General features: G+C 42.0%; 22 protein-coding genes and 1 pseudogene. 10 read left to right on the top strand and 13 right to left on the bottom strand.

Translation table 11 applies throughout. The annotated features are described in order from the left end of the window. Positions 1-19: 19 nt before the first annotated feature. The gene (locus J7649_RS01880) at positions 20-1,129 is read right to left on the bottom strand and encodes a beta-ketoacyl-ACP synthase III (RefSeq protein ID WP_004278914.1); all 1,110 of its coding nucleotides are present in this window, start codon (positions 1,127-1,129) and stop codon (positions 20-22) included. Positions 1,130-1,159: 30 nt separating this feature from the next. Continuing rightward, on the bottom strand, positions 1,160-5,014 hold the full coding sequence (hrpA, locus tag J7649_RS01875; RefSeq protein WP_219309076.1) for an ATP-dependent RNA helicase HrpA: 3,855 nt from the start codon (positions 5,012-5,014) through the stop codon (positions 1,160-1,162). 489 nt (positions 5,015-5,503) lie between these two features. Here hrpA and ahpC point away from each other — a divergent pair, with 489 nt between their 5' ends. Both ahpC and J7649_RS01865 read left to right on the top strand, forming a co-directional pair. Next, positions 5,504-6,067: an alkyl hydroperoxide reductase subunit C gene (ahpC, locus tag J7649_RS01870; protein WP_004278916.1), complete on the top strand. Its 564-nt coding sequence runs from the start codon at positions 5,504-5,506 to the stop codon at positions 6,065-6,067. A gap of 297 nt (positions 6,068-6,364) precedes the next feature. Next, complete coding sequence (locus tag J7649_RS01865; RefSeq protein ID WP_004278917.1) at positions 6,365-6,571, top strand: KTSC domain-containing protein; 207 nt, start codon at positions 6,365-6,367, stop codon at positions 6,569-6,571. Positions 6,572-6,582: 11 nt separating this feature from the next. Here the strand turns inward: J7649_RS01865 and J7649_RS01860 are convergent, their stop codons facing one another. Continuing rightward, positions 6,583-7,173, bottom strand: a complete 591-nt coding sequence (locus J7649_RS01860; protein WP_219309075.1) for an O-methyltransferase — start codon at positions 7,171-7,173, stop codon at positions 6,583-6,585. Positions 7,174-7,197: 24 nt separating this feature from the next. Continuing rightward, positions 7,198-7,416, bottom strand: a complete 219-nt coding sequence (locus tag J7649_RS01855; protein WP_219310034.1) for a DUF1653 domain-containing protein — start codon at positions 7,414-7,416, stop codon at positions 7,198-7,200. A gap of 233 nt (positions 7,417-7,649) precedes the next feature. Here J7649_RS01855 and ahpF point away from each other — a divergent pair, with 233 nt between their 5' ends. From ahpF to J7649_RS01840, 3 genes are all read left to right on the top strand, one after another. Then, a complete protein-coding gene (ahpF, locus tag J7649_RS01850; protein ID WP_219309074.1) occupies positions 7,650-9,215 on the top strand; it encodes an alkyl hydroperoxide reductase subunit F in 1,566 nt (521 codons plus the stop codon). Positions 9,216-9,501: 286 nt separating this feature from the next. Beyond that, positions 9,502-9,747 carry a hypothetical protein gene (locus J7649_RS01845; RefSeq protein ID WP_004278921.1) on the top strand — a complete coding sequence of 82 codons (246 nt, stop codon included), beginning with the start codon at positions 9,502-9,504 and terminating at the stop codon, positions 9,745-9,747. A gap of 144 nt (positions 9,748-9,891) precedes the next feature. Continuing rightward, on the top strand, positions 9,892-10,098 hold the full coding sequence (locus J7649_RS01840) for a hypothetical protein (RefSeq protein ID WP_005106537.1): 207 nt from the start codon (positions 9,892-9,894) through the stop codon (positions 10,096-10,098). Here the strand turns inward: J7649_RS01840 and J7649_RS01835 are convergent. Both J7649_RS01835 and J7649_RS01830 read right to left on the bottom strand, forming a co-directional pair. Then, complete coding sequence (locus J7649_RS01835; protein WP_184413292.1) at positions 10,082-10,720, bottom strand: LysE family transporter; 639 nt, start codon at positions 10,718-10,720, stop codon at positions 10,082-10,084. The two genes, J7649_RS01840 and J7649_RS01835, sit on opposite strands and share 17 nt — an antisense overlap. Positions 10,721-10,839: 119 nt before the next feature. After that, positions 10,840-11,406 carry an FxsA family protein gene (locus J7649_RS01830; RefSeq protein WP_219309073.1) on the bottom strand — a complete coding sequence of 189 codons (567 nt, stop codon included), beginning with the start codon at positions 11,404-11,406 and terminating at the stop codon, positions 10,840-10,842. Between the two features lie 125 nt (positions 11,407-11,531). Between J7649_RS01830 and ruvC the strand changes: the two genes are divergently transcribed. Continuing rightward, a complete protein-coding gene (gene ruvC / locus J7649_RS01825; protein ID WP_004278925.1) occupies positions 11,532-12,077 on the top strand; it encodes a crossover junction endodeoxyribonuclease RuvC in 546 nt (181 codons plus the stop codon). A 3-nt stretch (positions 12,078-12,080) separates the two neighbouring features. Here ruvC and J7649_RS01820 read toward each other — a convergent pair whose 3' ends face one another. Then, positions 12,081-12,353, bottom strand: coding sequence for an acylphosphatase (locus tag J7649_RS01820; RefSeq protein ID WP_071851795.1), 273 nt, complete (start codon positions 12,351-12,353; stop codon positions 12,081-12,083). A 10-nt stretch (positions 12,354-12,363) separates the two neighbouring features. Beyond that, positions 12,364-13,821, bottom strand: a complete 1,458-nt coding sequence (locus tag J7649_RS01815) for an NAD(P)H-hydrate dehydratase (RefSeq protein ID WP_219309072.1) — start codon at positions 13,819-13,821, stop codon at positions 12,364-12,366. Positions 13,822-13,844: 23 nt separating this feature from the next. Here J7649_RS01815 and queG point away from each other — a divergent pair, with 23 nt between their 5' ends. The 3 genes from queG to bioB all read left to right on the top strand — a co-directional run bounded on the left by queG (position 13,845) and on the right by bioB (position 16,382). Beyond that, positions 13,845-14,939, top strand: coding sequence for a tRNA epoxyqueuosine(34) reductase QueG (gene queG, locus J7649_RS01810; protein WP_219310032.1), 1,095 nt, complete (start codon positions 13,845-13,847; stop codon positions 14,937-14,939). A gap of 104 nt (positions 14,940-15,043) precedes the next feature. Beyond that, positions 15,044-15,247 carry a hypothetical protein gene (locus J7649_RS01805; RefSeq protein WP_004278929.1) on the top strand — a complete coding sequence of 68 codons (204 nt, stop codon included), beginning with the start codon at positions 15,044-15,046 and terminating at the stop codon, positions 15,245-15,247. Positions 15,248-15,380: 133 nt separating this feature from the next. Next, positions 15,381-16,382, top strand: coding sequence for a biotin synthase BioB (gene bioB / locus J7649_RS01800; protein ID WP_219309070.1), 1,002 nt, complete (start codon positions 15,381-15,383; stop codon positions 16,380-16,382). A 7-nt stretch (positions 16,383-16,389) separates the two neighbouring features. Here the strand turns inward: bioB and J7649_RS01795 are convergent, their stop codons facing one another. The 4 genes from J7649_RS01795 to J7649_RS01785 all read right to left on the bottom strand — a co-directional run bounded on the left by J7649_RS01795 (position 16,390) and on the right by J7649_RS01785 (position 19,173). After that, positions 16,390-16,626 (bottom strand): hypothetical protein, encoded by a 237-nt coding sequence (locus tag J7649_RS01795; protein WP_034438286.1) that lies wholly within the window; start codon positions 16,624-16,626, stop codon positions 16,390-16,392. An 837-nt stretch (positions 16,627-17,463) separates the two neighbouring features. After that, positions 17,464-18,150 (bottom strand): metallophosphoesterase, encoded by a 687-nt coding sequence (locus J7649_RS01790; protein ID WP_219309069.1) that lies wholly within the window; start codon positions 18,148-18,150, stop codon positions 17,464-17,466. Between the two features lie 33 nt (positions 18,151-18,183). Continuing rightward, positions 18,184-18,468: a hypothetical protein gene (locus J7649_RS16755; protein ID WP_228738656.1), complete on the bottom strand. Its 285-nt coding sequence runs from the start codon at positions 18,466-18,468 to the stop codon at positions 18,184-18,186. 9 nt (positions 18,469-18,477) lie between these two features. Beyond that, positions 18,478-19,173, bottom strand: coding sequence for a hypothetical protein (locus J7649_RS01785; protein ID WP_228738655.1), 696 nt, complete (start codon positions 19,171-19,173; stop codon positions 18,478-18,480). Between the two features lie 113 nt (positions 19,174-19,286). On the opposite strand from J7649_RS01785, the gene J7649_RS01780 reads away from it, so the two are divergent. Then, positions 19,287-20,159 (top strand): competence protein CoiA family protein, encoded by an 873-nt coding sequence (locus J7649_RS01780; RefSeq protein ID WP_219309068.1) that lies wholly within the window; start codon positions 19,287-19,289, stop codon positions 20,157-20,159. Between the two features lie 138 nt (positions 20,160-20,297). On the opposite strand, the pseudogene J7649_RS01775 reads toward J7649_RS01780, so the two are convergent. After that, a pseudogene (locus J7649_RS01775) lies at positions 20,298-21,050 on the bottom strand (IS5 family transposase). Between the last annotated feature and the right edge of the window lie 239 nt (positions 21,051-21,289).

Raw genomic sequence — 21,289 nt, 5'->3', positions numbered from 1 at the left:
GCTCCTTATCTACTCCGGACTATGCCACGCGCTTTTGGACCAGAATCGAACCCACCGAATAACCGGCACCAAATGAACACAATACACCGTATTCACCATCTTCAACTTCATGTGCAGTACGGTGCAAGGCAATGATCACCCCGGCAGAAGACGTGTTGGCAAACTCGTTCAGAATGATCGGTACCAGACCAGGTTTGGCATTTTCTTTACCAACCACCAGTTTCAGGATCAGTTCATTCATGCTGGCATTGGCCTGGTGTAACCAGAAGCGTTTAACACCTGTAGGCTCAATCTGATTCTTTTCCAGTTGCGCAGTAATCATTTTCGCAACCAGTGGACAGACTTCTTTAAATACCTTACGACCATCCTGACGGAAACGTTTGTCGTCAATGTCAGCATTTTCAGAAGTATTCAAGAAACCAAAGTTATTGCGGATGTTATTCGAGAACTGGGTAAACAACTCAGAATCCAGAATTTCAAAACCGGTTTTGCTGTCGGTATTTTCAATAATTGAAGCGGTTGCCACATCACCAAAAATAAAGTGACAGTCACGTGAACGGAAATCGGTATGTGCAGAGGTAATTTCCACATTCACCAATAACACACGGCGCGCGCCTGCTTTGATCGCATCATAAGCCTGTTTCAGACCAAATGTTGCTGCAGAACACGCCACGTTCATGTCATAGGCATAGCCTTTGATACCTAGAGCGGTTTGAATCTCGATCGCTACGGCAGGATAAGCACGTTGCAAATTCGAGCATGACAAGATCACGATATCAATGTCTTCGGCAGTCACACCGGCATTTTCCATCGCCTGCTTGGCTGCGATTACACCCCATTCTGCTTGCAATGAAATTTCATCATCTGCACGTTCACGTAAATTTGGACGTAAGCGTTTTGGATCAAGAATGCCTGATTTTTCTACGACATAACGGCGTTGTACGCCAGATGCTTTTTCAATAAAGTCTGCGCTAGAACCACGACGCGCTTCAACTTCGCCTGCAGCGATTTTGTCAGCATTTTCGTGATTAAACAGTTCCACATAAGCATTTAAACTTTCAACTAATTCTTCATTGGTGATGACATGTTCCGGATGGAATAAGCCCGTACCCGTAATGCGGATGCCCATGTAAAATTCCTTATCTGAATTACCTATATCTTAACTGATTCCAAGACGATCCCATACTTTTTGCAAGCGAGTTGGAGACACGGGTGCTTTTGTTTTCATCGGTTGTGAAAACAATGAGATTCTTAACTCCTCGACCATGAAATACAATTCTTTCAGGCGAGGGTCATCTTTAAACTTGAATAATTTTTCCATCCATTGATCAATTTGGTCAATGGCGGAATTGTCCCTTTGTAGATTATTGGGCAAGCGCTCTAAACGCAAGATCAAGGCTTTCAAATAACGTGGAAATTCGATCCATACATCGGAAGGTTTACGATACACAAAGTCAGAAAGGCTCATTAAATCAAGTTGATCTTCAATATCATTGATATTTTTTTCAAACACAGAATGATCTAAAACCAATAATTTCCGGCGGATTTCCTGCCACTGGATATAAATATCCGTGATCTCTTTCAGGGCAACTTGGCCATAAGTCAAGAAAGATTTTTTTACATCTTCAACCAGTTTTTGGAACTCTTGCGCATTGACGGGTAATTCATTAATAGACATGTGCAGTGTGGCATAAACTAACATTTGTTCCAGTTGTGCCTTATCACCGAGTGGTGAATAAGCCAGCGCCAGAGGTTTGGAAATCTGTTTTTTCAACTGGCGGGTCAAGTCTCCGAGTTGCATATGCACCAGTCGGATCACTCCTTCACGATGTTTTTTGATCGCTTCAGCCTGATCATTAAAAGTCTGAATCACCACACCCGATTCATCTTTCTGCTCCAGGGCAGAAAAAGCTTTAATCGGAACCAGCGCCTGGTACTGCTTGACCACGACACCGGTGACTTTTTGTGAGGCTTCAAATACAAAGCTTTCCGGGAAGGTTTTAAATTCACCTTTAAGCTGTTTGACCGGACTATGCGTTTCAGTCCGACAGCGCGCTTTCAGCTCGGCAAGATCACGCCCCTGCTCAATGACACGACCTTTTTCATCAGTCACTTTAATAAAAGGCAACAGATATTGGTCTACCCGGTCAAAGCTGAAATCTTTCTCCGTGATTTGTTCGCCTCGCAGCTGGAATGCCAAGAAACTAAAAATATGTTTCTGTAAATCCTGCGCATCTACTTTTGCTATGAGTTTTTGTGCAGTATCCGGAATCGGCACCAGATTACGGCGCTTATCCTTCGGCAAAGCTTTTAGCAATGCTTCAATCAGATCCAGACGCCAACCCGGAATCCCCCATGACCAGATACCTTCATCGACCTGGGCCAAGGCTTGCAGTGGAATTTTAACCGTCGCACCATCTTCATCATGACTCGGGTCAAAGCGATAAGTCGCCGCCAGACGCAGACTACCATTCTGCAAATAGTCCGGGAATTGCTGTGTTGTCGGACGGTCATTCAGCCACAGCGCATCATCATCGACAAATAAATAACGCGGATTCTGGGGCTCTACTGTGGCACGCCAGTCTTCAAAACTACGCCGGCTGGCCACTTCAGGCGGCACTTTCGAGGCATAAAATTGGTAAATGGTTTCTTCATCAACAACCAGATCACGACGGCGCAGCTTGTCTTCTACTCGCTCGACTTCTTCCAGTTTAAGCAAGTTATGCTTTAAAAATGGTGGAGTAATGCCTAAATGCCCAGTGGTTAAAGCATCCCGCAAGAAAATTTCATGCGCGGCCGCCTGATCTACTTTTTCATAATTGATTGGGCGTTTCGGCTCAATGATCAGACCAAATAATGAAATCTGATCATAGGCATTCACTACACCAGCTTTTTTCGACCAGTGCGGTTCAAAATAATGATGCTTGAGCAGGTCACGCGCGGCCAGCAGAATCCATTCCGGTTCAATCTTGGCCAGGGTACGTAAATACACCTGGGAGGTTTCGACCATTTCAAAGGCCATCACCCACGGCGTATTGGTCTTGTGCAAGGTAGAAGCCGGGAAAATCCGCGCTTTTTGCTGACGTACTGCCATAAAGACATTACGCTCATCGGTCTTGTTGGCGATAAACGATAACAGACCGGTCAACAAGGCACGATGCAAATTCTCATAACTGGCTTTCTTTTCATTAAATGACAGTTTTAAGCCCTTAGCCAAATCCACCAGCTGCTCATGAGTTTTCTTCCATTCACGCAGACGCAGCCAGCTCAGGAAATGATTTCGTGCAAATGTACGGCGCTTACTCTCGCTCATGCTATCGCGGTTATTGTGTAGCGTTTCCCAAAGCTTGATATAGAACAGGAAATCAGAATCGGCTTCACGGAATAATGCATGCTTCTGATCCGCCTGCATCTGTTTATCCGCAGGACGTTCACGTGGGTCCTGAACTGCAAGTGCTGCCACAATCACCAGCACTTCATTCAGCACGCCAAAATGTGCACCACCAAGAATCATGCGGGCCAGACGTGGATCGATCGGCATTTTCGCCATTTGATAACCGATTTTGGTAAGCTCAAGTTTTTTCTCGGATAAAGCCCCCAGCTCAATCAATAACTTACGCCCATCATTCACCAGACGGTGATCTGGCGGTTCAATAAAGTCGAAGTCTTCCAGTGAACCCAGCCCCAAACTTTGCATCTGTAAAATCACCGATGCTAGGTTGGTTCGCTTGATCTCCGGTTCGGTAAACTCAGGACGGCTGAGGAAGTCATCTTCAGAATACAGGCGTATACAGACACCCGGCGCAATACGGCCACAACGGCCTTTACGCTGGTTCGCGGCTGCCTGAGAAACAGCTTCAATCGGTAAACGCTGCACCCGTGAACGATAGTTATAACGTGAAATACGCGCAAAACCGCTGTCAATTACATAACGGATATTCGGAACGGTTAAAGCCGTTTCTGCTACGTTGGTGGCAATAATAATGCGTCGCCCACCACCAGAAGGATTAAAGATTTTTTGCTGTTCAGCCAGCGCTAGACGCGCATATAAAGTTAATACTTCCGTATGGCGTGGCCCATGTTTGATCAGGGTTTCCTGTAGCTCGCGAATTTCCTGTTCAGTACTGGCAAAAATAAGGATGTCGGCATGTTCGGGATGACCTTTTTCCTGTGCATCCTGAAAGCATTCTTCGACTGCTTTGACCACAGCGCGAGGCAGGTTTTCTTCAAAATCATCAAACTCATCATCATCACTACCGCCAATGCTCATTTCCGAGATCGGGCGATAACGCAGCTCTACCGGGAAGCTGCGGCCTTCCACTTCAAAAATTGGTGCACCATTAAAGTAACTGCTAAAACGGTTTACATCCAGGGTTGCTGAAGTAATGATGACTTTCAGATCGGGACGACGCGGCAACAGTTGCTTCAGATAACCCATAATGAAGTCGATATTCAGTGAACGTTCATGCGCTTCATCAATAATAATCGTGTCATATTGGGTCAGGTATCGGTCATGCGTCAGTTCGGCCAGTAAAATACCGTCTGTCATCAAACGCACAATTGAGTCTTGTGAACCCTGTTCCGTAAAACGTACTTTAAAGGAAATTGATTCACCGAGTTTTTCGCCAACTTCTTCGGCAATACGCTGTGATACGCTGCGGGCTGCCAGTCGACGCGGCTGGGTATGTCCGATCATTCCGGTCAGGCCACGTCCAGCCAGCATAGCAATTTGCGGTAACTGGGTGGTTTTACCAGAACCGGTTTCACCAGCTACAATAATAACCTGATGCTTTTGAATCGCAGCAATCAGTTTGTCAGTGTATTGGGTAACCGGTAGATCCTGATTCAGCTTGATGTTCGGAAGACGTTCAAGCCGTTGCCGTACTTTCAGATTGGATTTTTCAAATAATTCCTGATACTGCTTGGCATCTGCGTCTTTCCCCTTTTTCAGTCGATTTAAACGGTGACGGTCACGCGCCATTATCCATTGATCTACATTTAAATGACTCTGCACAGAGAAAACACCCACATCAAAAAACCGGAAAGGTTTATTTTACTTGGTTCATTAGATTTCAGATAGTCGTAGTTCTGTTAAGTGCCGGACAAATTGGCTTTGATCGCCTGATTTCCCTCAATTCAGCGCCATAAACCTATCTAAATTTCTACATGACCCGCATGAGTTCCCTTGATTAGGTTTAATCATCAGTTTAAGTTTCGAATTGATATTTAAATTATTTTGCGGAAATCATACTTTTTTCCGAATTGCCCCTTGAATTTTTTGGTTTCAACATCATGTTTGCTAGCACGAGGAAAAAGAGATAATTTTGTCATCAGGCCATCATCTTGATGCTGCTGAATGAACAAAGCGATTTTGCCGAAGTGGCGCATTTTTACTTAATTCGGTTTTTCCGATGTTTGTAATGTAAAAATACCATTTTAGCATCAACCAAAATTTCGATACTCTTATTCAAAATCAAAGACTACCTCAATCATGGAGACAATGATGAGCTTAATTAATACTGAAGTTAAACCATTTAAAGCAACTGCATTCCAAAACGGCAAATTCATTGAAGTTACTGAAGCTGACCTGAAAGGCAAATGGTCTGTTGTATTCTTCTACCCAGCTGACTTCACTTTTGTTTGCCCAACTGAACTTGGTGACCTTGCTGACAACTACGCTGAATTCCAAAAACTAGGCGTTGAAATCTACTCAGTTTCTACTGACACGCATTTCACTCACAAAGCTTGGCACGATTCTTCAGAAGAAATCAAAAAAATCCAGTATGTAATGGTTGGTGATGCAAACTGGACACTTGCTAAAAACTTTGACGTATTAATCGAAGCTGACGGCCTTGCTGATCGTGGTACTTTCGTAATCGATCCAGAAGGTAAAATCCAAATCGTTGAAATCAACGCTGGTGGTATCGGCCGTGATGCTCAAGAACTTCTTCGTAAAGTTAAAGCAGCTCAGTACGTACATGCTCACCCAGGCGAAGTTTGCCCAGCTAAATGGAAAGAAGGCGATGCAACTCTTGCTCCTTCAATCGACCTAGTTGGTAAAATCTAATTTTAAATTTTAATTAGATTGAACTGATTCAAAAAACCACGCTTTTTAGCGTGGTTTTTTATGGTTTAAACTTTTATCTCAGCGCAATACGGGAGTTTATTTTTTTAAATTATTTTATTAGGACTTTAAATATTGCAGTCCTATTTTTTCTTGATCCATCATATAAAAATTCAGGCATATCTTTTGCTTCGCTTTCTCATAATCCTTACCCATTCTTACAATTGAGCTATACATCTGCAGAGCCATATGGCATAAGTTCAAATGATAAGATAAGAAATATTCAGTGGAGGAACGCATATGCAAAAACTGCTTACCGTGATTTCTTGGAAATACAATCCCTCAAGCCGCCACCTGAAAATTGTATACAGTAATGGTCATACCGAGCTGTATCATCCCGTACCTGAATTTATTTATGACAACTTACTAAGACGCCAAGACAAAGCCGCATTCGTGGAAAAGTATCTCGAATATAATTTACATTTTAATAAAATTTGCATGGATTGAAGTGAATCCATTTAACGAAATCCCACCATCAGCAAACCTGCGCCTATGGGTACAGTACTCATGATAAAACGTGGGTCTTGCTGAATTAAGGCAATAAACTCTTCGACTTCTGCTGCATGTGAAATGACATTATCAACTACCAGTAACCCGCCCTTTGCTTTAAGTAATCGACTCAAATGTGGCCAGTAACTGACATAAGCATCTCGTTCAGCATCTAACAGGATAAAATCAAATATTTCCTTTTCTGCCTCCAGATAAACCTGAGCATCAATTACTTTAAAATTGATTAAATCTGCAAGATCTATTTCTGTCGCATATTGCTTTGCCTGAATAACCCGTTCTGCATCAACTTCAAGTGTTGTAATCATGGCTTGAGTCTGCCGAGCCGCTTCTGCCAGCCATAGAGTGGAATAACCAGTAGAAGTCCCAATTTCCAGAATACTTTTGGATTGTTGCGCACGAATCAGCATAGATAAAAATCGGCCTGATTCTGGTTCTATATTGCGATATCGGTGCAGGCGATCTGCCTGCTTAAGATCATGCCTATGAAATTTTTCATATAATTCTTGCATGAATCTTTCAAATTCATCTGAGTTTTGCATCACTCTTCCCTGAGTCTGTTTGGCTTAAAGTGCCTGAATCAATTTAAAGCGTTCTACTTCACGATCATCGCTGGTGGTAATGGTTTCAGTGAACATCGTTAAAGGACGTACCCAAATTGAATAATCCCCATAGAGACATTGATAAACCACCAGCTTTTCTTCAGTTTCACTGTGCGTGGCGACATGAAACACCTGATAAAGCTGTCCCTTATAATGTTGATAAATACCGCGTTGTAATTCCATCATTCAAGTCTCAAATATCTTGTTTTAATCTTAGCTGAAAATCCTTATTCTTGCTCTAAACTACTTGAAAATTAATCTTTTGACCCCATATAGAACTTTGAAATTAATGATGAATTTTTCAATAAATCTGAAAATCCGATCAATAAAATAAAAACAAACTGTTTTACCTATTTATGCAATTCATTTAATATCCTGTTATCAAATAAACATTTACTCCTTTGGAGACGTTAGCAATGTTAGACCAAAATACTTCAGCTCAACTTAAAACCCTATTAGAACGTCTGGAAGGCCCGATTGAACTGGTGGCGACTTTGGATGGCTCTGACAAATCAGCCAAAATCCAGGAACTGGTGTCCGAAGTGGCTGCACTGTCTGACCTGGTCACTGCACGCTTTGACGGGACCAATGCACGTGCGCCAAGTTTCGGGATTGCAAAAGCTGGTGAGGAACCACGTGTATTCTTTGCAGGCTTGCCAATGGGCCATGAGTTCACCTCACTGATCCTGGCATTGTTGCAAACTTCAGGTTATGCACCAAAAGTCTCTGATGAAGTTTTGGCGAATATCAAGAGCCTGGGTGTTCAATCTAACTTTGATGTGTTCGTCTCTTTAAGCTGCCATAACTGTCCGGATGTGGTTCAGGCACTTAACCTGATCGCCATCTATAACCCAGGCACTACAGCGACCATGATTGATGGGGCTTTCTTCCAGGAAGAAGTAGAAGAACGCAAAATCATGGCGGTTCCGATGGTGTTCCAGGACAACCAGCATATCGGTCAGGGTCGTATGACACTGGAAGAAATTATCGCCAAGCTGGATAGCAATGCCGCTGCCAAAGATGCTGAAAAGCTGAATGCCAAAGACACCTTTGATGTCCTGGTGATTGGTGGTGGACCTGCAGGCAATACTTCAGCCATCTATGCAGCGCGTAAAGGCATTAAGACCGGGATCGTGGCGGAGCGCATGGGCGGTCAGGTCATGGACACCATGGATATTGAAAACTTCACGTCAGTACAAAAAACCCAAGGTCCTAAATTTGCAGCGGAAATGGAAGCCCACGTGCGTGAATACGGGGTCGACATCATGAACCTGCAACGCGTGTCTGATATCAAAGGGGCAGACGAAACGGCCAATGGTCTGGTGGAAGTGACTTTAGAGAATGGTGCCAAACTGGAATCTAAAACCGTGATTCTGTCGACCGGCGCACGCTGGAGAGAGATGAACGTTCCAGGTGAGCAGGAATACAAAACTCGTGGTGTGGCCTACTGTCCGCACTGTGATGGCCCACTGTTCAAAGGCAAGCGTGTAGCCGTGATTGGCGGTGGTAACTCGGGTGTTGAAGCCGCGATTGACCTGGCGGGGATTGTGGAGCATGTAACTTTGGTGGAATTTGATACCAAGCTGCGTGCGGATCAGGTGCTGCAAGACAAGCTGAACAGCTTGCCGAATACCACCGTGATCAAGAATGCCCTGTCGACTGAAGTGCTGGGTGATGGTTCACAGGTGACCGGTCTGAAATACAAAGACCGTGCCACGGATAAAGAGCATGTGGTTGAGCTGGCGGGGATCTTCGTGCAGATCGGTTTGTTGCCTAACACCGATTTCTTAAAAGAAACTGCTGTTGAGCTGACCAACCGCGGCGAGATTGTGATTAATGATCGCAATGAAACCAATGTGAAAGGTGTATTTGCAGCAGGTGACTGTACCACAGTGCCTTACAAGCAGATCATCATTGCCACCGGTGAAGGTGCCAAGGCGTCACTGTCTGCTTTTGATTACATCATCCGTTCTGGGCAGTAAGTTTTAGACTAGCTCAAATAAAGCCCGCTTGATGCGGGCTTTATTATGTATATTTTCAAGAGAATTAACTCTTAATTCATTGATTATTATTTGATTAATGAAAATATTTCTTACATTTTAAGAAAATCCTACTGCTTGTGTAATGAATTTTTATACTCTATTGTCTCTATGTAATTATCAGCAATTGCTTATTGCAAGCTGATGCTGCTCTACCTATGATAAAAAACCAATTGAATCATCTTTCATGATCGAAGAATAAAAAGGATAACATCCTGGGAGAAGAACAATGCAGTATCAATATCATTGTGCTTGCTGCGAAAAAGTAGTCGACTCTACAGAAAAATCATGCTCAAACTGTGGCTCACATCATATTCGCAGCCCTTTTGGTTTCTGGATTTTTTGTCTTGTGGCCTGCCTCGTTACAGCAATCGTATTTAAAGTCGTGCATTTGTATGTGCAATCACAACAAGAAGTTCCTATACAACACTCTATACTGGATGTTTTAAAAGAAGAAGATAAAAGACTTCGCTAATTTCATGCATCTCACAGCAAAGACCTGTTAGTTCAAACAAGTCTTTTTATTACTCTTAAATAATTCAAATAGAGATGCGGAAAATAACCTCATCAAATCCAGCTTTGATTTACAATAGCTGTGGATTTGAATGAGAGATGTGCCATGGTTCAGTTAATTAAAAAAGGTGGATTGCGTGAGCGCGCTAACCGTAGTCGCAGTTATCAAGGCTCTGAAAATACTGAAACCACCTTAAAGCCTAATCGTTATCAAACGGCGGTTAAAACACCAGACAATTTAGCCTCTCCTTCCCCGACCTCACCAATATCTCCAGCATTAAATGAAGATACCCTCCTTAATTCATCAGAATAAGTGCTTCATACCATAACCACAATGCAAATAGCAGAAATAGTCCGCCTGACATCATATCAATATAACTCCCCGAACGCTGGTACAAGATTTTAATTTTTGGTTGGGAAATCAACAGCATCAATAAAGTGAAGGTGATAAAAGTCTGCAAGGGAATAATTACCGCTAACTGTGCTTTCAAATAATCGGAAGCAGACGAACTTAAGGCCAGTGAAAATACGCTACTAAAATAGATCAGTGTTTTGGGATTAGAAAGATTGGTCCATAAGCCCAACATAAAATAGTTTTTAGCTTGCACCTGTCCATTTGTATCTTCGTCGGTCTGATGTCTATTTTTAAAGCTATGTACACCACCCTTTAACATGGCCCATCCCATTTTGGCCAGGAATATACCACCCAAAAGCATTAAGGCTTGCTGAATCCATGGAAACTGGTCAATTAACACGGTAAAACCCGCAAGTGTCAGCACTACCCAAACCACAATACCAGCAGAGATCCCTGCGATAACTTTCAGAGCATTTTGGCGTGTGGTGGATGCGGCACTTTTGGCAATGAGCAAAACATCGGGACCGGGACTGAGTTGAGCAACAAAATGCAGGAGACAGATCGTAAAAAGCAGAGACATTAAAATAAGGTAAATTTATAAAAATATATTATAACGTTTGTTAAAAGACATTAGAAAGTTCCAATAAAAAAACCGAATCATCAGATTCGGCTTAAATAGAGTTTTTTTAAATAAAACATTTATTTTGGATTGATATCTTTCATTTCAATTTTTTTCGCCTCAGGTCTCACTTCACGTGCTTCACCATCAATAATGGTGGAATCACCGCGACCTGATTGCTGATTTTGCATATCCTGCATTTGACGCATCATCTCGGCAAATGGGTTTTGGCCTTGTGCCCCACCCATATCGCCCATCATGCCCCCCATCATTTTTTCCATCATCGCCTGCTGACGTTTCATCATCGCTTTCATCATGGCAGCCTTAAAGACCTGCTGAACCGCTGGAATTAGCATCAGTACGGCTAATACATCGGTAATCAATCCAGGAATAAGCAGAAAGAAACCTGCCAGAATTTTAGGTAAATTTCCTGTTAATGCAGGATCTGCACTCATCTGCCCCATTTGCATTTGCTGCATCTGTGGCATGATACCGGCCGAGTATTTACGGATCAGATTCATACCAATAAAAAATGCGGCTACAAACCAGAAAAATACGTACCACATGCTCCCGACGAGGTCACCCACGCCAATCCAGACAAATACTTCTAGGATTAAGCCTGCAAGGATAATAAGAAATAATTTCATGAAAATTAATCTAATCTCAGTAAAATAAATAATAGGATGCTGGAATCAACTGCTTCATCAGGATCAAGCTTTTTTGATACGCTTATGTAACAATATGGGCATTATTCTATTTTTAAAGTGCGGGCATGTCATTAATTATTGGGATTGACCCCGGTTCTCGTTTAACCGGTTACGGAATTATCGAAAAAGACGGCTCCAAACTGACTTTTGTTGATGCCGGCACCATCAGAACAGAAACGACAGAAATGCCTGAACGTTTAAAACGGATCTTTGCCGGCGTGGAGCGCATTGTAAAATTTTATGGCCCCACTGAAGCTGCAGTCGAACAGGTCTTTATGGCACAAAATCCGGATTCTGCCTTAAAACTTGGTCAGGCTCGTGGTGCTGCTGTTGCTGCACTGGTCAATCTGGATTTGAAAGTCGCTGAATATACCGCGCGCCAGATCAAGCAGTCGGTAGTCGGTTATGGTGCTGCCGATAAAGAACAGGTACAGATGATGGTGATGAATATTCTAAAACTCAGCATCAAACCGCAACAAGATGCGGCGGATGCCCTGGCGGCTGCCATTTGTCATGCCCACGCCTCAGGCAGCATGAGTAAAATGGCAGTATTGAATGCGTTGGGCGGTATGGCACGCGGCCGGAGTCGTGTCAGCAGCCGTCGTCGCTAAGGTTCAACGCAATATTCTAAAGTCTTGAACATCTAGGTCAGATTCCAGATGCTCTTGAATAACCGCTTGTACAGTTGCACGAGCAGGCCCTTGCCAACTTCGTGCAATCATTTCGTCAAGCTGAGAGTCTGTTCCAACAATAACCACCTCCACTTCACCCGTGCTTAAGTTCCGTACATGCCCCTTCAGCCCAAGTGCTTGAGCCTGCTCGGCAAACCAATAACGGTATCCAACTCCTTGGACTTGGCCTGAAATATTTAATTTGATGACTGGCACACTATCCTCTTTAACGGTTCACCACCTGATAAATCGCATGTTTCATATCCTGCGCCTGTAAACCGCGTTCGCCATTTTTGGCCAGTTCATCACCTGCCAGTGCATGTAGCGTCACAATTTCATGCAAATGAATTTTTTGTGCAAATTGCGCCTTTAAACTGGCAATCATACCGGCCAGCACATCCCCCATTCCGCCAGTGCCCATACCGGCATTCCCGGCATCACAGATGTAAAGCCTTTCTTCCAGAATCAGACTGCCTGAACCTTTTAGCACCCACTGTCCCTGATATTTTTGTTGCAGGGCATGAATGGCTGCAATCCGATCCATTTCAACTTCCGCAGTGCTACATGCTAGCAAAGTTGCAGCTTCTCCTGGATGTGGTGTGGCATAAGTCTGGGAATTCAAAACTTGAGGCTGCTTGGCCAGAAACCATAAGGCATCCGCATCCAAAACAACCTCCAGATCAGATTGCTGAGTCAGCTCAAACCAAGCTGTATATTGTTGCTCTGACCAAGGATCACGACCTAATCCCATGCCAAAACACACTGCATCTACCTGCTGAATCAATGCTATGCGCTGCTTGACAGTGAGAGTATTAATATCACGTAGCATGATATTCGGCGCACGTGACAAAATCGCAGTATGGTGTTTTGCATCACAGACGATCGTCACTTTACCTGCTCCGGCAGCAAATGCTGCCTCTGCTGCCATGATCACTGCCCCCCCCATATCGGCATGACCACCTACAACCAAGACATGACCATAACTGCCTTTATGACCAAAGGCTTCACGCTTCGGCAATTGAATCTGATGTGATGAAAGACAAGCAATTGGTTGAAGCTCAGTATCTGTCGGGATAGCAGAAATCAGTTCGATCTTGCCCGCATATTCTTTGCCTTGTCCGGTAAACAGTCCTGCCTTAAGCCCTAAACCCGTGAAAGTGTAGTCAGCTTTAATCGCAACAGGCAAAGGCTGGCCGGTATTGGCATCCAATCCACTCGGAGTATCAATTGAGATTTTTAATCCAGTTTGCTGATTGATCGTTTGAATAACATTTTGCCAGTCAAAGTCCAGCTGACGGTTCAGACCAATTCCGAATAATGCATCGATATAGACCTCACATTCAGATTGAAAATCAAAATGCGAATAAGGCTGCAAGCCAGCTTGCTGAGCTTCCTGCACAGCCGATGCTAAATCTTTGGAATTACCCAACTCAACTGCATAAATATCAACACTGAAGCCCGCCTGTTTGAGATATTTGGCCACAAGATAGCCATCGCCGGCATTATTACCCTGACCACAGCAGACAGCGATTTTTTTTATTTTTTGCTGGGAAAATAAAGTGATCAGCCGCTGACTAATCCCCCAGGCGACTTGTTGCATTAAACCGTAGGAACTATTTTGCTGTTGAAACCAGCGCTGCTCCCATGCTTGTAGATCACGGCTATGGTAAACTTGTTGCTGCATTTCTTATTCCCTGTCTTTGGTTTATGGCAACTCCCGATTCTCAAGCGCAAATTAAAGTTTATCAACAAGATCCAGCCGAGCTAAAAGCATGGATTAAAGCGCAGGCTTTAGAATTGGGTTTTTCTGATTGTGTCATTGCCAAACCAGATGCTCAAGCAGAATTAGCACGCTTACAGGAATATCTGGATCGTGGTTATCATGGTGACATGAAGTTTCTGGAAGAGAATCTGGAAAAACGTGCCAATCCCGTCTTACTGGTTCCCGGCACACGTAGCATTATCTGTGTGCGTATGGATTATCTGGTCGACGCACCAGAACCACGTTATATCCCTTATGCACCCAACTCTGCTATTATCGCGCGTTATGCTCGTGGCCGGGATTATCATAAAACCATGCGCGGTCGCCTGAAAACCTTGGCGACAAAAATCCGGGGAAAAATCGGAGATTTTGAATCACGTCCTTTTGCGGATTCTGCACCCATTTTTGAAAAATCGCTGGCTGAAAGTGCCGGCATGGGCTGGACAGGTAAACACACCCTGCTGATTCATAAAACATCAGGCTCATTCTTTGTACTGGGTGAACTGTTTACTTCACTGGAACTGCCCTTTGATGAACCCGCGACCAAACATTGTGGCTCCTGTACTGCCTGTATCGACATCTGTCCGACTCAAGCCATTGTCGAGCCTTATATGTTAGATGCTCGCCGCTGTATCGCCTATCTGACCATCGAATATAAAGGCATTATTCCAGAAGATTTGCGACGCGGAATTGGTAACCGGGTTTTTGGTTGTGACGATTGCCAGCTGATATGTCCATGGAACAGTTTCGCCCAAGTGACCTCGATAGAGGATTTTCATCCGCGGCATGGACTGGATCAAGTGAGTTTACTGGATTTATGGCAATGGGATGAAGCCACCTTTTTAAGTGCGACTGAAGGCAGTCCGATGCGTCGTACGGGTTATCAAAGCTTTATGCGCAATATCGCCATTGGTTTGGGCAATGCACCCTTTGATGGGCAGATTATTCCGGCCCTTCAGCAACAGCGTAATCAACATGATGAAATTGTGCAGGTACATATCGATTGGGCTATTCAAGAACAACTGGCAAAATCCAGTTGATTTTCCATCTTTACCTAGCGTCACAGTTTCACTTAAAAGCCTTACACACCCATGTTTCAGACTATGGCATAAATAAAAATAGTCAGAAATGAAGTGGAGGAAAGATGATGTCATCAAAAAATCCAAATCAAGAACTGCTGGAGCAGCTTCAGCATGACCAGCAGAAGCAACAACAGCAGCAGCCGCAACATGGCCCGATTAATTCCCCAAAAAACAATCAGCATGAACAGGATCAGCGCGTGTTTAACAAGCAGCACCGTAGTGATCTGCATGGCCAGGATATTCATGGAAATCACAGTAATAAATAATCTGGCAACTGAAAAACAAAGCTCACCTCGTGTGGGCTTTGTCATTTATATAAGGTCATATTTTGCTAGTGAAGCAAAAGCTTATTTTTATTAAGATGAACCGAATGATAAATAAGCACAGATAGGGAAAGAGATGAACAGTAGTGATGCGGTACGTAATGATTGGTCACGTGAAGAAATACAAGCTATATATCAACAGCCTTTAATGGATTTAGTGTTCCAGGCGCAACAGGTTCATCGTGAACATTTCACTGCGAATACCGTTCAGGTGAGCACCCTGCTTTCGATTAAAACCGGTAAATGTCCTGAAGACTGTAAATACTGTTCACAATCAGCGCATTATGATTCCAAACTGGAAGCTGAAAAACGCATTGCGGTCGATAAAGTGATTCAGGAAGCCAAACAGGCGCTGGCATCAGGAAGTTCACGTTTCTGTATGGGGGCTGCATGGCGCAACCCGCATGAACGCGATATGCCTTATGTGCTGGAAATGGTACGTGAAGTTAAAGCACTCGGTCTGGAAACCTGCATGACACTGGGGATGCTAAATGGATCTCAGGCTGAACGCTTGAAAGATGCAGGACTGGATTATTACAACCATAATCTGGACACTTCTCGTGAATACTATTCACATATCATCAGCACGCGTAGCTTTGATGATCGTCTGGATACATTGGATCATGTACGTCAGGCTGGTATGAAAGTCTGTAGTGGCGGTATTGTGGGTCTGGGTGAAAATCGTGATGACCGAATTGGTTTGTTATATGAACTTGCAACTCTGGCGATTCATCCGGAATCTGTGCCGATCAATATGTTGGTTCCGATTGAAGGAACACCGATGGCAGATGTAGAAAAGCTGGATGTGATTGAGTGGATTCGTACCATTGCCGTAGCACGCTTGCTGATGCCTAAAAGCTATATTCGCCTTTCTGCAGGGCGTGAATCCTTAAGCGATTCAGATCAGGCTTTGGCATTTATGGCTGGTGCCAATTCTATTTTCTCTGGTGAAAAACTGCTGACGACCCCTAATACATCCCAAGGCCGGGATCAGCAACTTTTTGCAAAATTAGGTTTAGTTGCAGAACAGCCAAAACCGAGTGTTCGCAGTCTGGCTACAGATGCAATGGCAAGTTAATCACTGTTTAAGTTGATGAACTCGCAGAAAAGTTATGTGCAGTAATTAAAATGCCATAACGGGCATTCAGATAATCTCCGACTCGGATTTGATCTACTCCATTGGCATGATGCACCATCAGCGCTTGCGTGACTGCATCATAGCTAAAGGAGTCATAACTATCTTGATGCAGGCTGAGCCAGTGCAGCGTATCTGCCAGGTTGCTGTCGACGATATAGGTATCTGCATGAAAATCTTTGCTCATATTCCTGTTTATCGTGTTGAAATTTCCCTTTAATTTTAACGGAAATTAGCCCATGACAAGCATAAAAAAAGTGAGCCATTGCTCACTTTTCTTGTAAAAACTTTAGTCCTTATTCGTACCGCACTTACGACACTCCCTGTGTTCCCCGATTTCTTGCATTTGCTCATATTCATAAATATGCAAACAAAACAATTTTCTTAAAAGCTGAAGCATCATTGAAACTCCTGTTTAATCATTTTTTTAATACGCTTCTTAAGATATTCCGTCCTGAAACATCATGATTTTTAACTAAAAAATCATCTCATATTAATTAGCATAATTTTTTCAGTTGTAAAATGCATTTCATCTACTTTTCACTTTTTTTGCAGATATTCTTTGAACTACATCACAATTATTTCATAAATATGAACTTTTTTTTTGATTAAAGAGGATGTTTATGGAATTTAGATAACAAAAGTAATATCTGAGGGAGATGCTTTTTTATTAAGCTGGTAACGAAGAATCTTTATTGAAAGGCAAACTAGAAAAGTTCATTATCAGTGGAGGCAACCCATTTTAAGTCCTTCGAGATAAGAACGACGATCAATTAAGTGAATTGCTTACTTCAGATTTCATAATATCCAAAAACAAAAAAACCACTTACGATTAGTACACGTAAGTGGTTGTTTTATATGGTGGGCCCAGACGGACAACAACCCTCTCCTACCCTATTGTTTTTATTACACTAATTAATATTAAAAAATTACGGGATACAAGCTAGGATACATGATTCAAGTGTTGCTTTTTTGACCTGTTGAACTTTTTTCACCACCGAACTCCCCTACCACATCACCGTGTTTACTGGATTTTTACAATACAAAGCTTCTTGGTAAAAGAGGAACCCACATCAATGTAATGGCAATTATCTATTTTAGTATGCTCTTTTACAATGGTGTGACCTAGATAGATTTCATCAATATTTTCCACAGTATCGTAATGTTCTGAATGATTACGGATACGTCCTCTCCCCCACAGCGCATTCGCATAAGCCGAACTTACACCTGAAATTTTATAGTCGCCTTGTGCAATGTCGTGCTTAAAAGCATTCCAATCATGAATATCGACGTCTGCATGTACTACACCAATGATTTTATGTTCGAATTGAACCTCAATAACTAAAGGAAGTTGTTTAAATAGTTCGATAATTTCAAATTGTTGCTTCGCACTCAGTTGATAAAACCACTCCCCCCCATTACGTGCATGTATATCTTTTATTTTACGATCATGAGGCGACCTTATGCACATTTCTTCATGGTTACCTCGTACCGTAAAAAACCAAGATTGATTCAATAAGGAAATACACGCTAAGTTTTCTTCACCTCGATCTACAAGATCGCCAGTACAAATAAGCACATCATTTTGAAAATCAAAATTAATGTTTTGGAGCTCCTGCATCAACAGGCTATAACAGCCATGTAAATCACCAACCACATATATATTATCCATTTGATTTGCATTGATTGTACAAATAGGAGAATAGCTCATTGACTTAATTCTTCACACTTAATTTTAATATCATTACCGACTTAACAGCTTTCCAATCATAAGCACTCGATCAAAGCTATACACATGCGCAAAAGGACTTTCTACACAACGTCCAACTAATGGCAAATTATGATCAGTTTGGCCAGTTCTAAGTACAACCTCTGCTGAACAAATAGGACATATCCCTCTAAACCGAGTTACACGTGTTAATTGATTACGCTCTCTATCACGATACATCTCAATATCAGCATGTTCTTCAGCTAATGAAATAAACGTCATAGGTGCTTTAATGACACGATGCTCCGGTAAATTCCACATTGGAACGAATCAATATTTGAATGATAGGTAAGAAAATCCAATTAGACAGACTATAAATAACAAATCAAGTGTCGTGAAGTTTTGTCCTTCACGTACTAAAACTATTGAAAATGCACAAACATATAAAGCCCATGAAATAAAACCGCCAAAGAGAACTATCAGCATAAACAGTCCTCTTATACTTTTATTTTTTATTTCACCATTCTTAAATATAAATCGATAAAACCACGACATCTTTATTGCTGAAGAATCTACACGTTCATAAGTGATGTACTCAATATCTTCCTCATTTACTAATTTTTCATCAACACTTTCAATTACAGTCTCTTGAATGTCCAACCAAAAAAGACGCTCATTACCTTTTCCACCAACAGTGTCGTTCGTGCGTACAACCGGCACATATCCGATTTCGGAAAATTTTTGAATATGCTTAGAACTTAAACGCTCAAGGTATTCATTCAGTTTTCTTTCATTGATCCATTTTCCTAATTCTTTTAGATCTACGTTATCCGCAGAAAGCTTCCCATCTACAGCTGCCTTCAATTTATACCTTGAATAGGCAACATGATCATCAACTTGCCCCTTTAATAGCCCAAGCGTCGCAGCACACATTACCTTTAAGCATTCATAAGCCCTATTTTGTGCTAAATCATCCTTGAGCACATTCCATAAAATTGAAAAAACTTTTAATTTTAATTCAAACACTTAAACCCCCACATACCCGTATATACCCGTATATACCCCGTTTATACAGTGTTATCAGAATTAGACCATAAGCATAGTGAGTGAGTAAATCAACTTCACTAAGGATTTTAGTCATGACGATGCATATTGCATTAAACGAAAATAATAAATTGGTTAATATTGAGCAGGTTGAACGTGGACTCGCTTGCCAGTGTACTTGCTTTGAATGCGGTGAAGCCGTTATCGCTCGTAAAGGTGAGATTAAGGAACATCATTTTGCTCATGCAAGTAATAAAGTAAGCTGTACGATTAACCCTGAATCCGTACTACATAAATATGCCAAAGAGGTTATTCTTGAATCTATGGGACTTATGCTTCCTGCTCTACCTGACTCAGATAGTGAAGCTGCATGGTGGACCTTCGAAAAATTATTACCTGAATTTTCTCTCGGTTTAATTCGCCCTGACCTTATTGGTTATTTTGATGGCGAACCTATTTTAATTGAGATCGCAGTCACTCATTTTATTGATGCTGAAAAACTAAAACGCATTGAGGTTTTTAAATCAAAATGTATTGAAGTCGATTTATCATCACTTCTTAAAAATGATATTGCAATTCCAAGTACAGAAGCCAAACAGCAAATCCTCGAGAACCTAAACAATAGAAAATGGATTTACCCACTTCCGCAAGAACAATCCACTCAGCAACAAATAGCTTCTACTTCCTTTAAAGTAACCACCACACTACCAGTAACGCCTGACCTACAGAACACCAGTCCGAATTGGCAGGACTATAAATTTAAAGTTAAAGGCATGCACCTTAATGTTCGCCATTTTGCGAGTGGTATGATTTCAGTAAATAGTGCATACAACCCTGCAATCACTGCGATGCTAAAAGAATGGAAACGTGAAGGACGTGGTTCATATAATCCAACATATAAATCCTGGAACTATTGGCTACCATTTTCCGAGAAAGTTATAGAACGACTCCAAGTACTCAATGAATGAAGGGTATCCCCTATAAATTTCCTGTCTATGCATATATGTAATACGATAAGTGCGAAAATTGGAACTTAACTAGTCAAAAAGTACCGTTTAGTACCCAATATCGCACTTATCGTATAGAGAAAACACTAGGGTGTGTCCTCATTTGGCTTTGCACAAAATAAATATACAGGCTATACGAATCATAGATTTATAATTGCGTGCCAGTTTATCAAATCGAGTTGCAATAGCACGGAAATGTTTTAATCTCGCAAAAGCATTTTCAACTAAATGTCTTAATTTATATAGATATTTATCAAATTCCTTATTCGATCTCTTACTGTTTGATCTCAATGGAATAATGGGAATCATATTCTTGTTCTTGGCATATATTCTAATGTGCTCAGCATCATACCCCTTATCAGCAATGAGATAAGTTGCCTCGTCTACCGTATCAATCAGTTGTTTTGCAACTTGACTGTCGTGGACGTCACCCCCAGTGATTTTAAAATCAATCGGTAATCCATTCGCGTCGGTTGCAAGATGTATTTTTGTTGTTCGTCCACCACGTGATTGTCCAATTGCTCTTTCGAAACCATGCCGAGCTCCACTTGCATGTTGATGCACGCGTATGTAACTTCCGTCAATGAATACCCATTCTTGATCCAAGACGCCTCGTAATCTAAAAAAAATTTATCCCACAATCCCTTGCTTGCCCAACGATTAAAGCGATTGTAAGCAGTTTGCCAAGGACAAAATTCTTGGGGAATATCACGCCATGTGGCGCCTGTACGCAGTTTCCATAAGATCGCTTCCATGATATTTCTACTATTCTTTGAACAGTAACAACCGTGTAATCGCATAGTATCTTGAATTTGCTGCCAGATATCATCTGGTGAGAAGAGTACGTGCCATTGAAAAAATATAGAAATCAAAAGAGCTTAAAGGAGGATTTTAAGTATTTAAAACCAATTTTTCAAATGAGGACACGCCCTAGTAATTTTTAAATTTTGCGATTCATATACGTTAAATGGCACTACTCTAAGCTTTGCACCATCTGTACTCTTTTAATAGTTGCCGATTTATTAAGCACTACAACGCAATCATCTTGATAAAGAAAAAAATAAGGTTAAGAAGACTAAAGTTCATAATGG

Origin of the sequence: Acinetobacter lwoffii (assembly GCF_019343495.1) — a bacterium.
In the GTDB taxonomy this organism is placed as follows: domain Bacteria; phylum Pseudomonadota; class Gammaproteobacteria; order Pseudomonadales; family Moraxellaceae; genus Acinetobacter; species Acinetobacter lwoffii_P.
The sequence above is the reverse complement of the archived record's forward strand: the minus strand, read 5'-3'. Positions and strand labels throughout refer to the sequence as shown.

Excerpts from the sequence above, each read along its gene's own strand:
- J7649_RS01855 (WP_219310034.1), bottom strand. The coding sequence starts at position 7,416 with ATGGAATTACAACGCGGTATTTATCAACATTATAAGGGACAGCTTTAT.
- J7649_RS01860 (WP_219309075.1), bottom strand. The coding sequence starts at position 7,173 with ATGCAAAACTCAGATGAATTTGAAAGATTCATGCAAGAATTATATGAA.
- J7649_RS01830 (WP_219309073.1), bottom strand. The coding sequence starts at position 11,406 with ATGAAATTATTTCTTATTATCCTTGCAGGCTTAATCCTAGAAGTATTT.
- J7649_RS01805 (WP_004278929.1), top strand. The coding sequence starts at position 15,044 with ATGATGTCATCAAAAAATCCAAATCAAGAACTGCTGGAGCAGCTTCAG.
- J7649_RS01790 (WP_219309069.1), bottom strand. The coding sequence starts at position 18,150 with ATGAGCTATTCTCCTATTTGTACAATCAATGCAAATCAAATGGATAAT.
- queG (WP_219310032.1), top strand. The coding sequence starts at position 13,845 with ATGGCAACTCCCGATTCTCAAGCGCAAATTAAAGTTTATCAACAAGAT.
- J7649_RS01865 (WP_004278917.1), top strand. The coding sequence starts at position 6,365 with ATGCAAAAACTGCTTACCGTGATTTCTTGGAAATACAATCCCTCAAGC.
- ruvC (WP_004278925.1), top strand. The coding sequence starts at position 11,532 with ATGTCATTAATTATTGGGATTGACCCCGGTTCTCGTTTAACCGGTTAC.
- J7649_RS01845 (WP_004278921.1), top strand. The coding sequence starts at position 9,502 with ATGCAGTATCAATATCATTGTGCTTGCTGCGAAAAAGTAGTCGACTCT.
- J7649_RS01815 (WP_219309072.1), bottom strand. The coding sequence starts at position 13,821 with ATGCAGCAACAAGTTTACCATAGCCGTGATCTACAAGCATGGGAGCAG.
- ahpF (WP_219309074.1), top strand. The coding sequence starts at position 7,650 with ATGTTAGACCAAAATACTTCAGCTCAACTTAAAACCCTATTAGAACGT.
- J7649_RS01835 (WP_184413292.1), bottom strand. The coding sequence starts at position 10,720 with ATGTCTCTGCTTTTTACGATCTGTCTCCTGCATTTTGTTGCTCAACTC.
- ahpC (WP_004278916.1), top strand. The coding sequence starts at position 5,504 with ATGAGCTTAATTAATACTGAAGTTAAACCATTTAAAGCAACTGCATTC.
- J7649_RS01880 (WP_004278914.1), bottom strand. The coding sequence starts at position 1,129 with ATGGGCATCCGCATTACGGGTACGGGCTTATTCCATCCGGAACATGTC.
- J7649_RS01795 (WP_034438286.1), bottom strand. The coding sequence starts at position 16,626 with ATGAGCAAAGATTTTCATGCAGATACCTATATCGTCGACAGCAACCTG.
- J7649_RS01840 (WP_005106537.1), top strand. The coding sequence starts at position 9,892 with ATGGTTCAGTTAATTAAAAAAGGTGGATTGCGTGAGCGCGCTAACCGT.
- J7649_RS01780 (WP_219309068.1), top strand. The coding sequence starts at position 19,287 with ATGACGATGCATATTGCATTAAACGAAAATAATAAATTGGTTAATATT.
- bioB (WP_219309070.1), top strand. The coding sequence starts at position 15,381 with ATGAACAGTAGTGATGCGGTACGTAATGATTGGTCACGTGAAGAAATA.
- J7649_RS16755 (WP_228738656.1), bottom strand. The coding sequence starts at position 18,468 with ATGTGGAATTTACCGGAGCATCGTGTCATTAAAGCACCTATGACGTTT.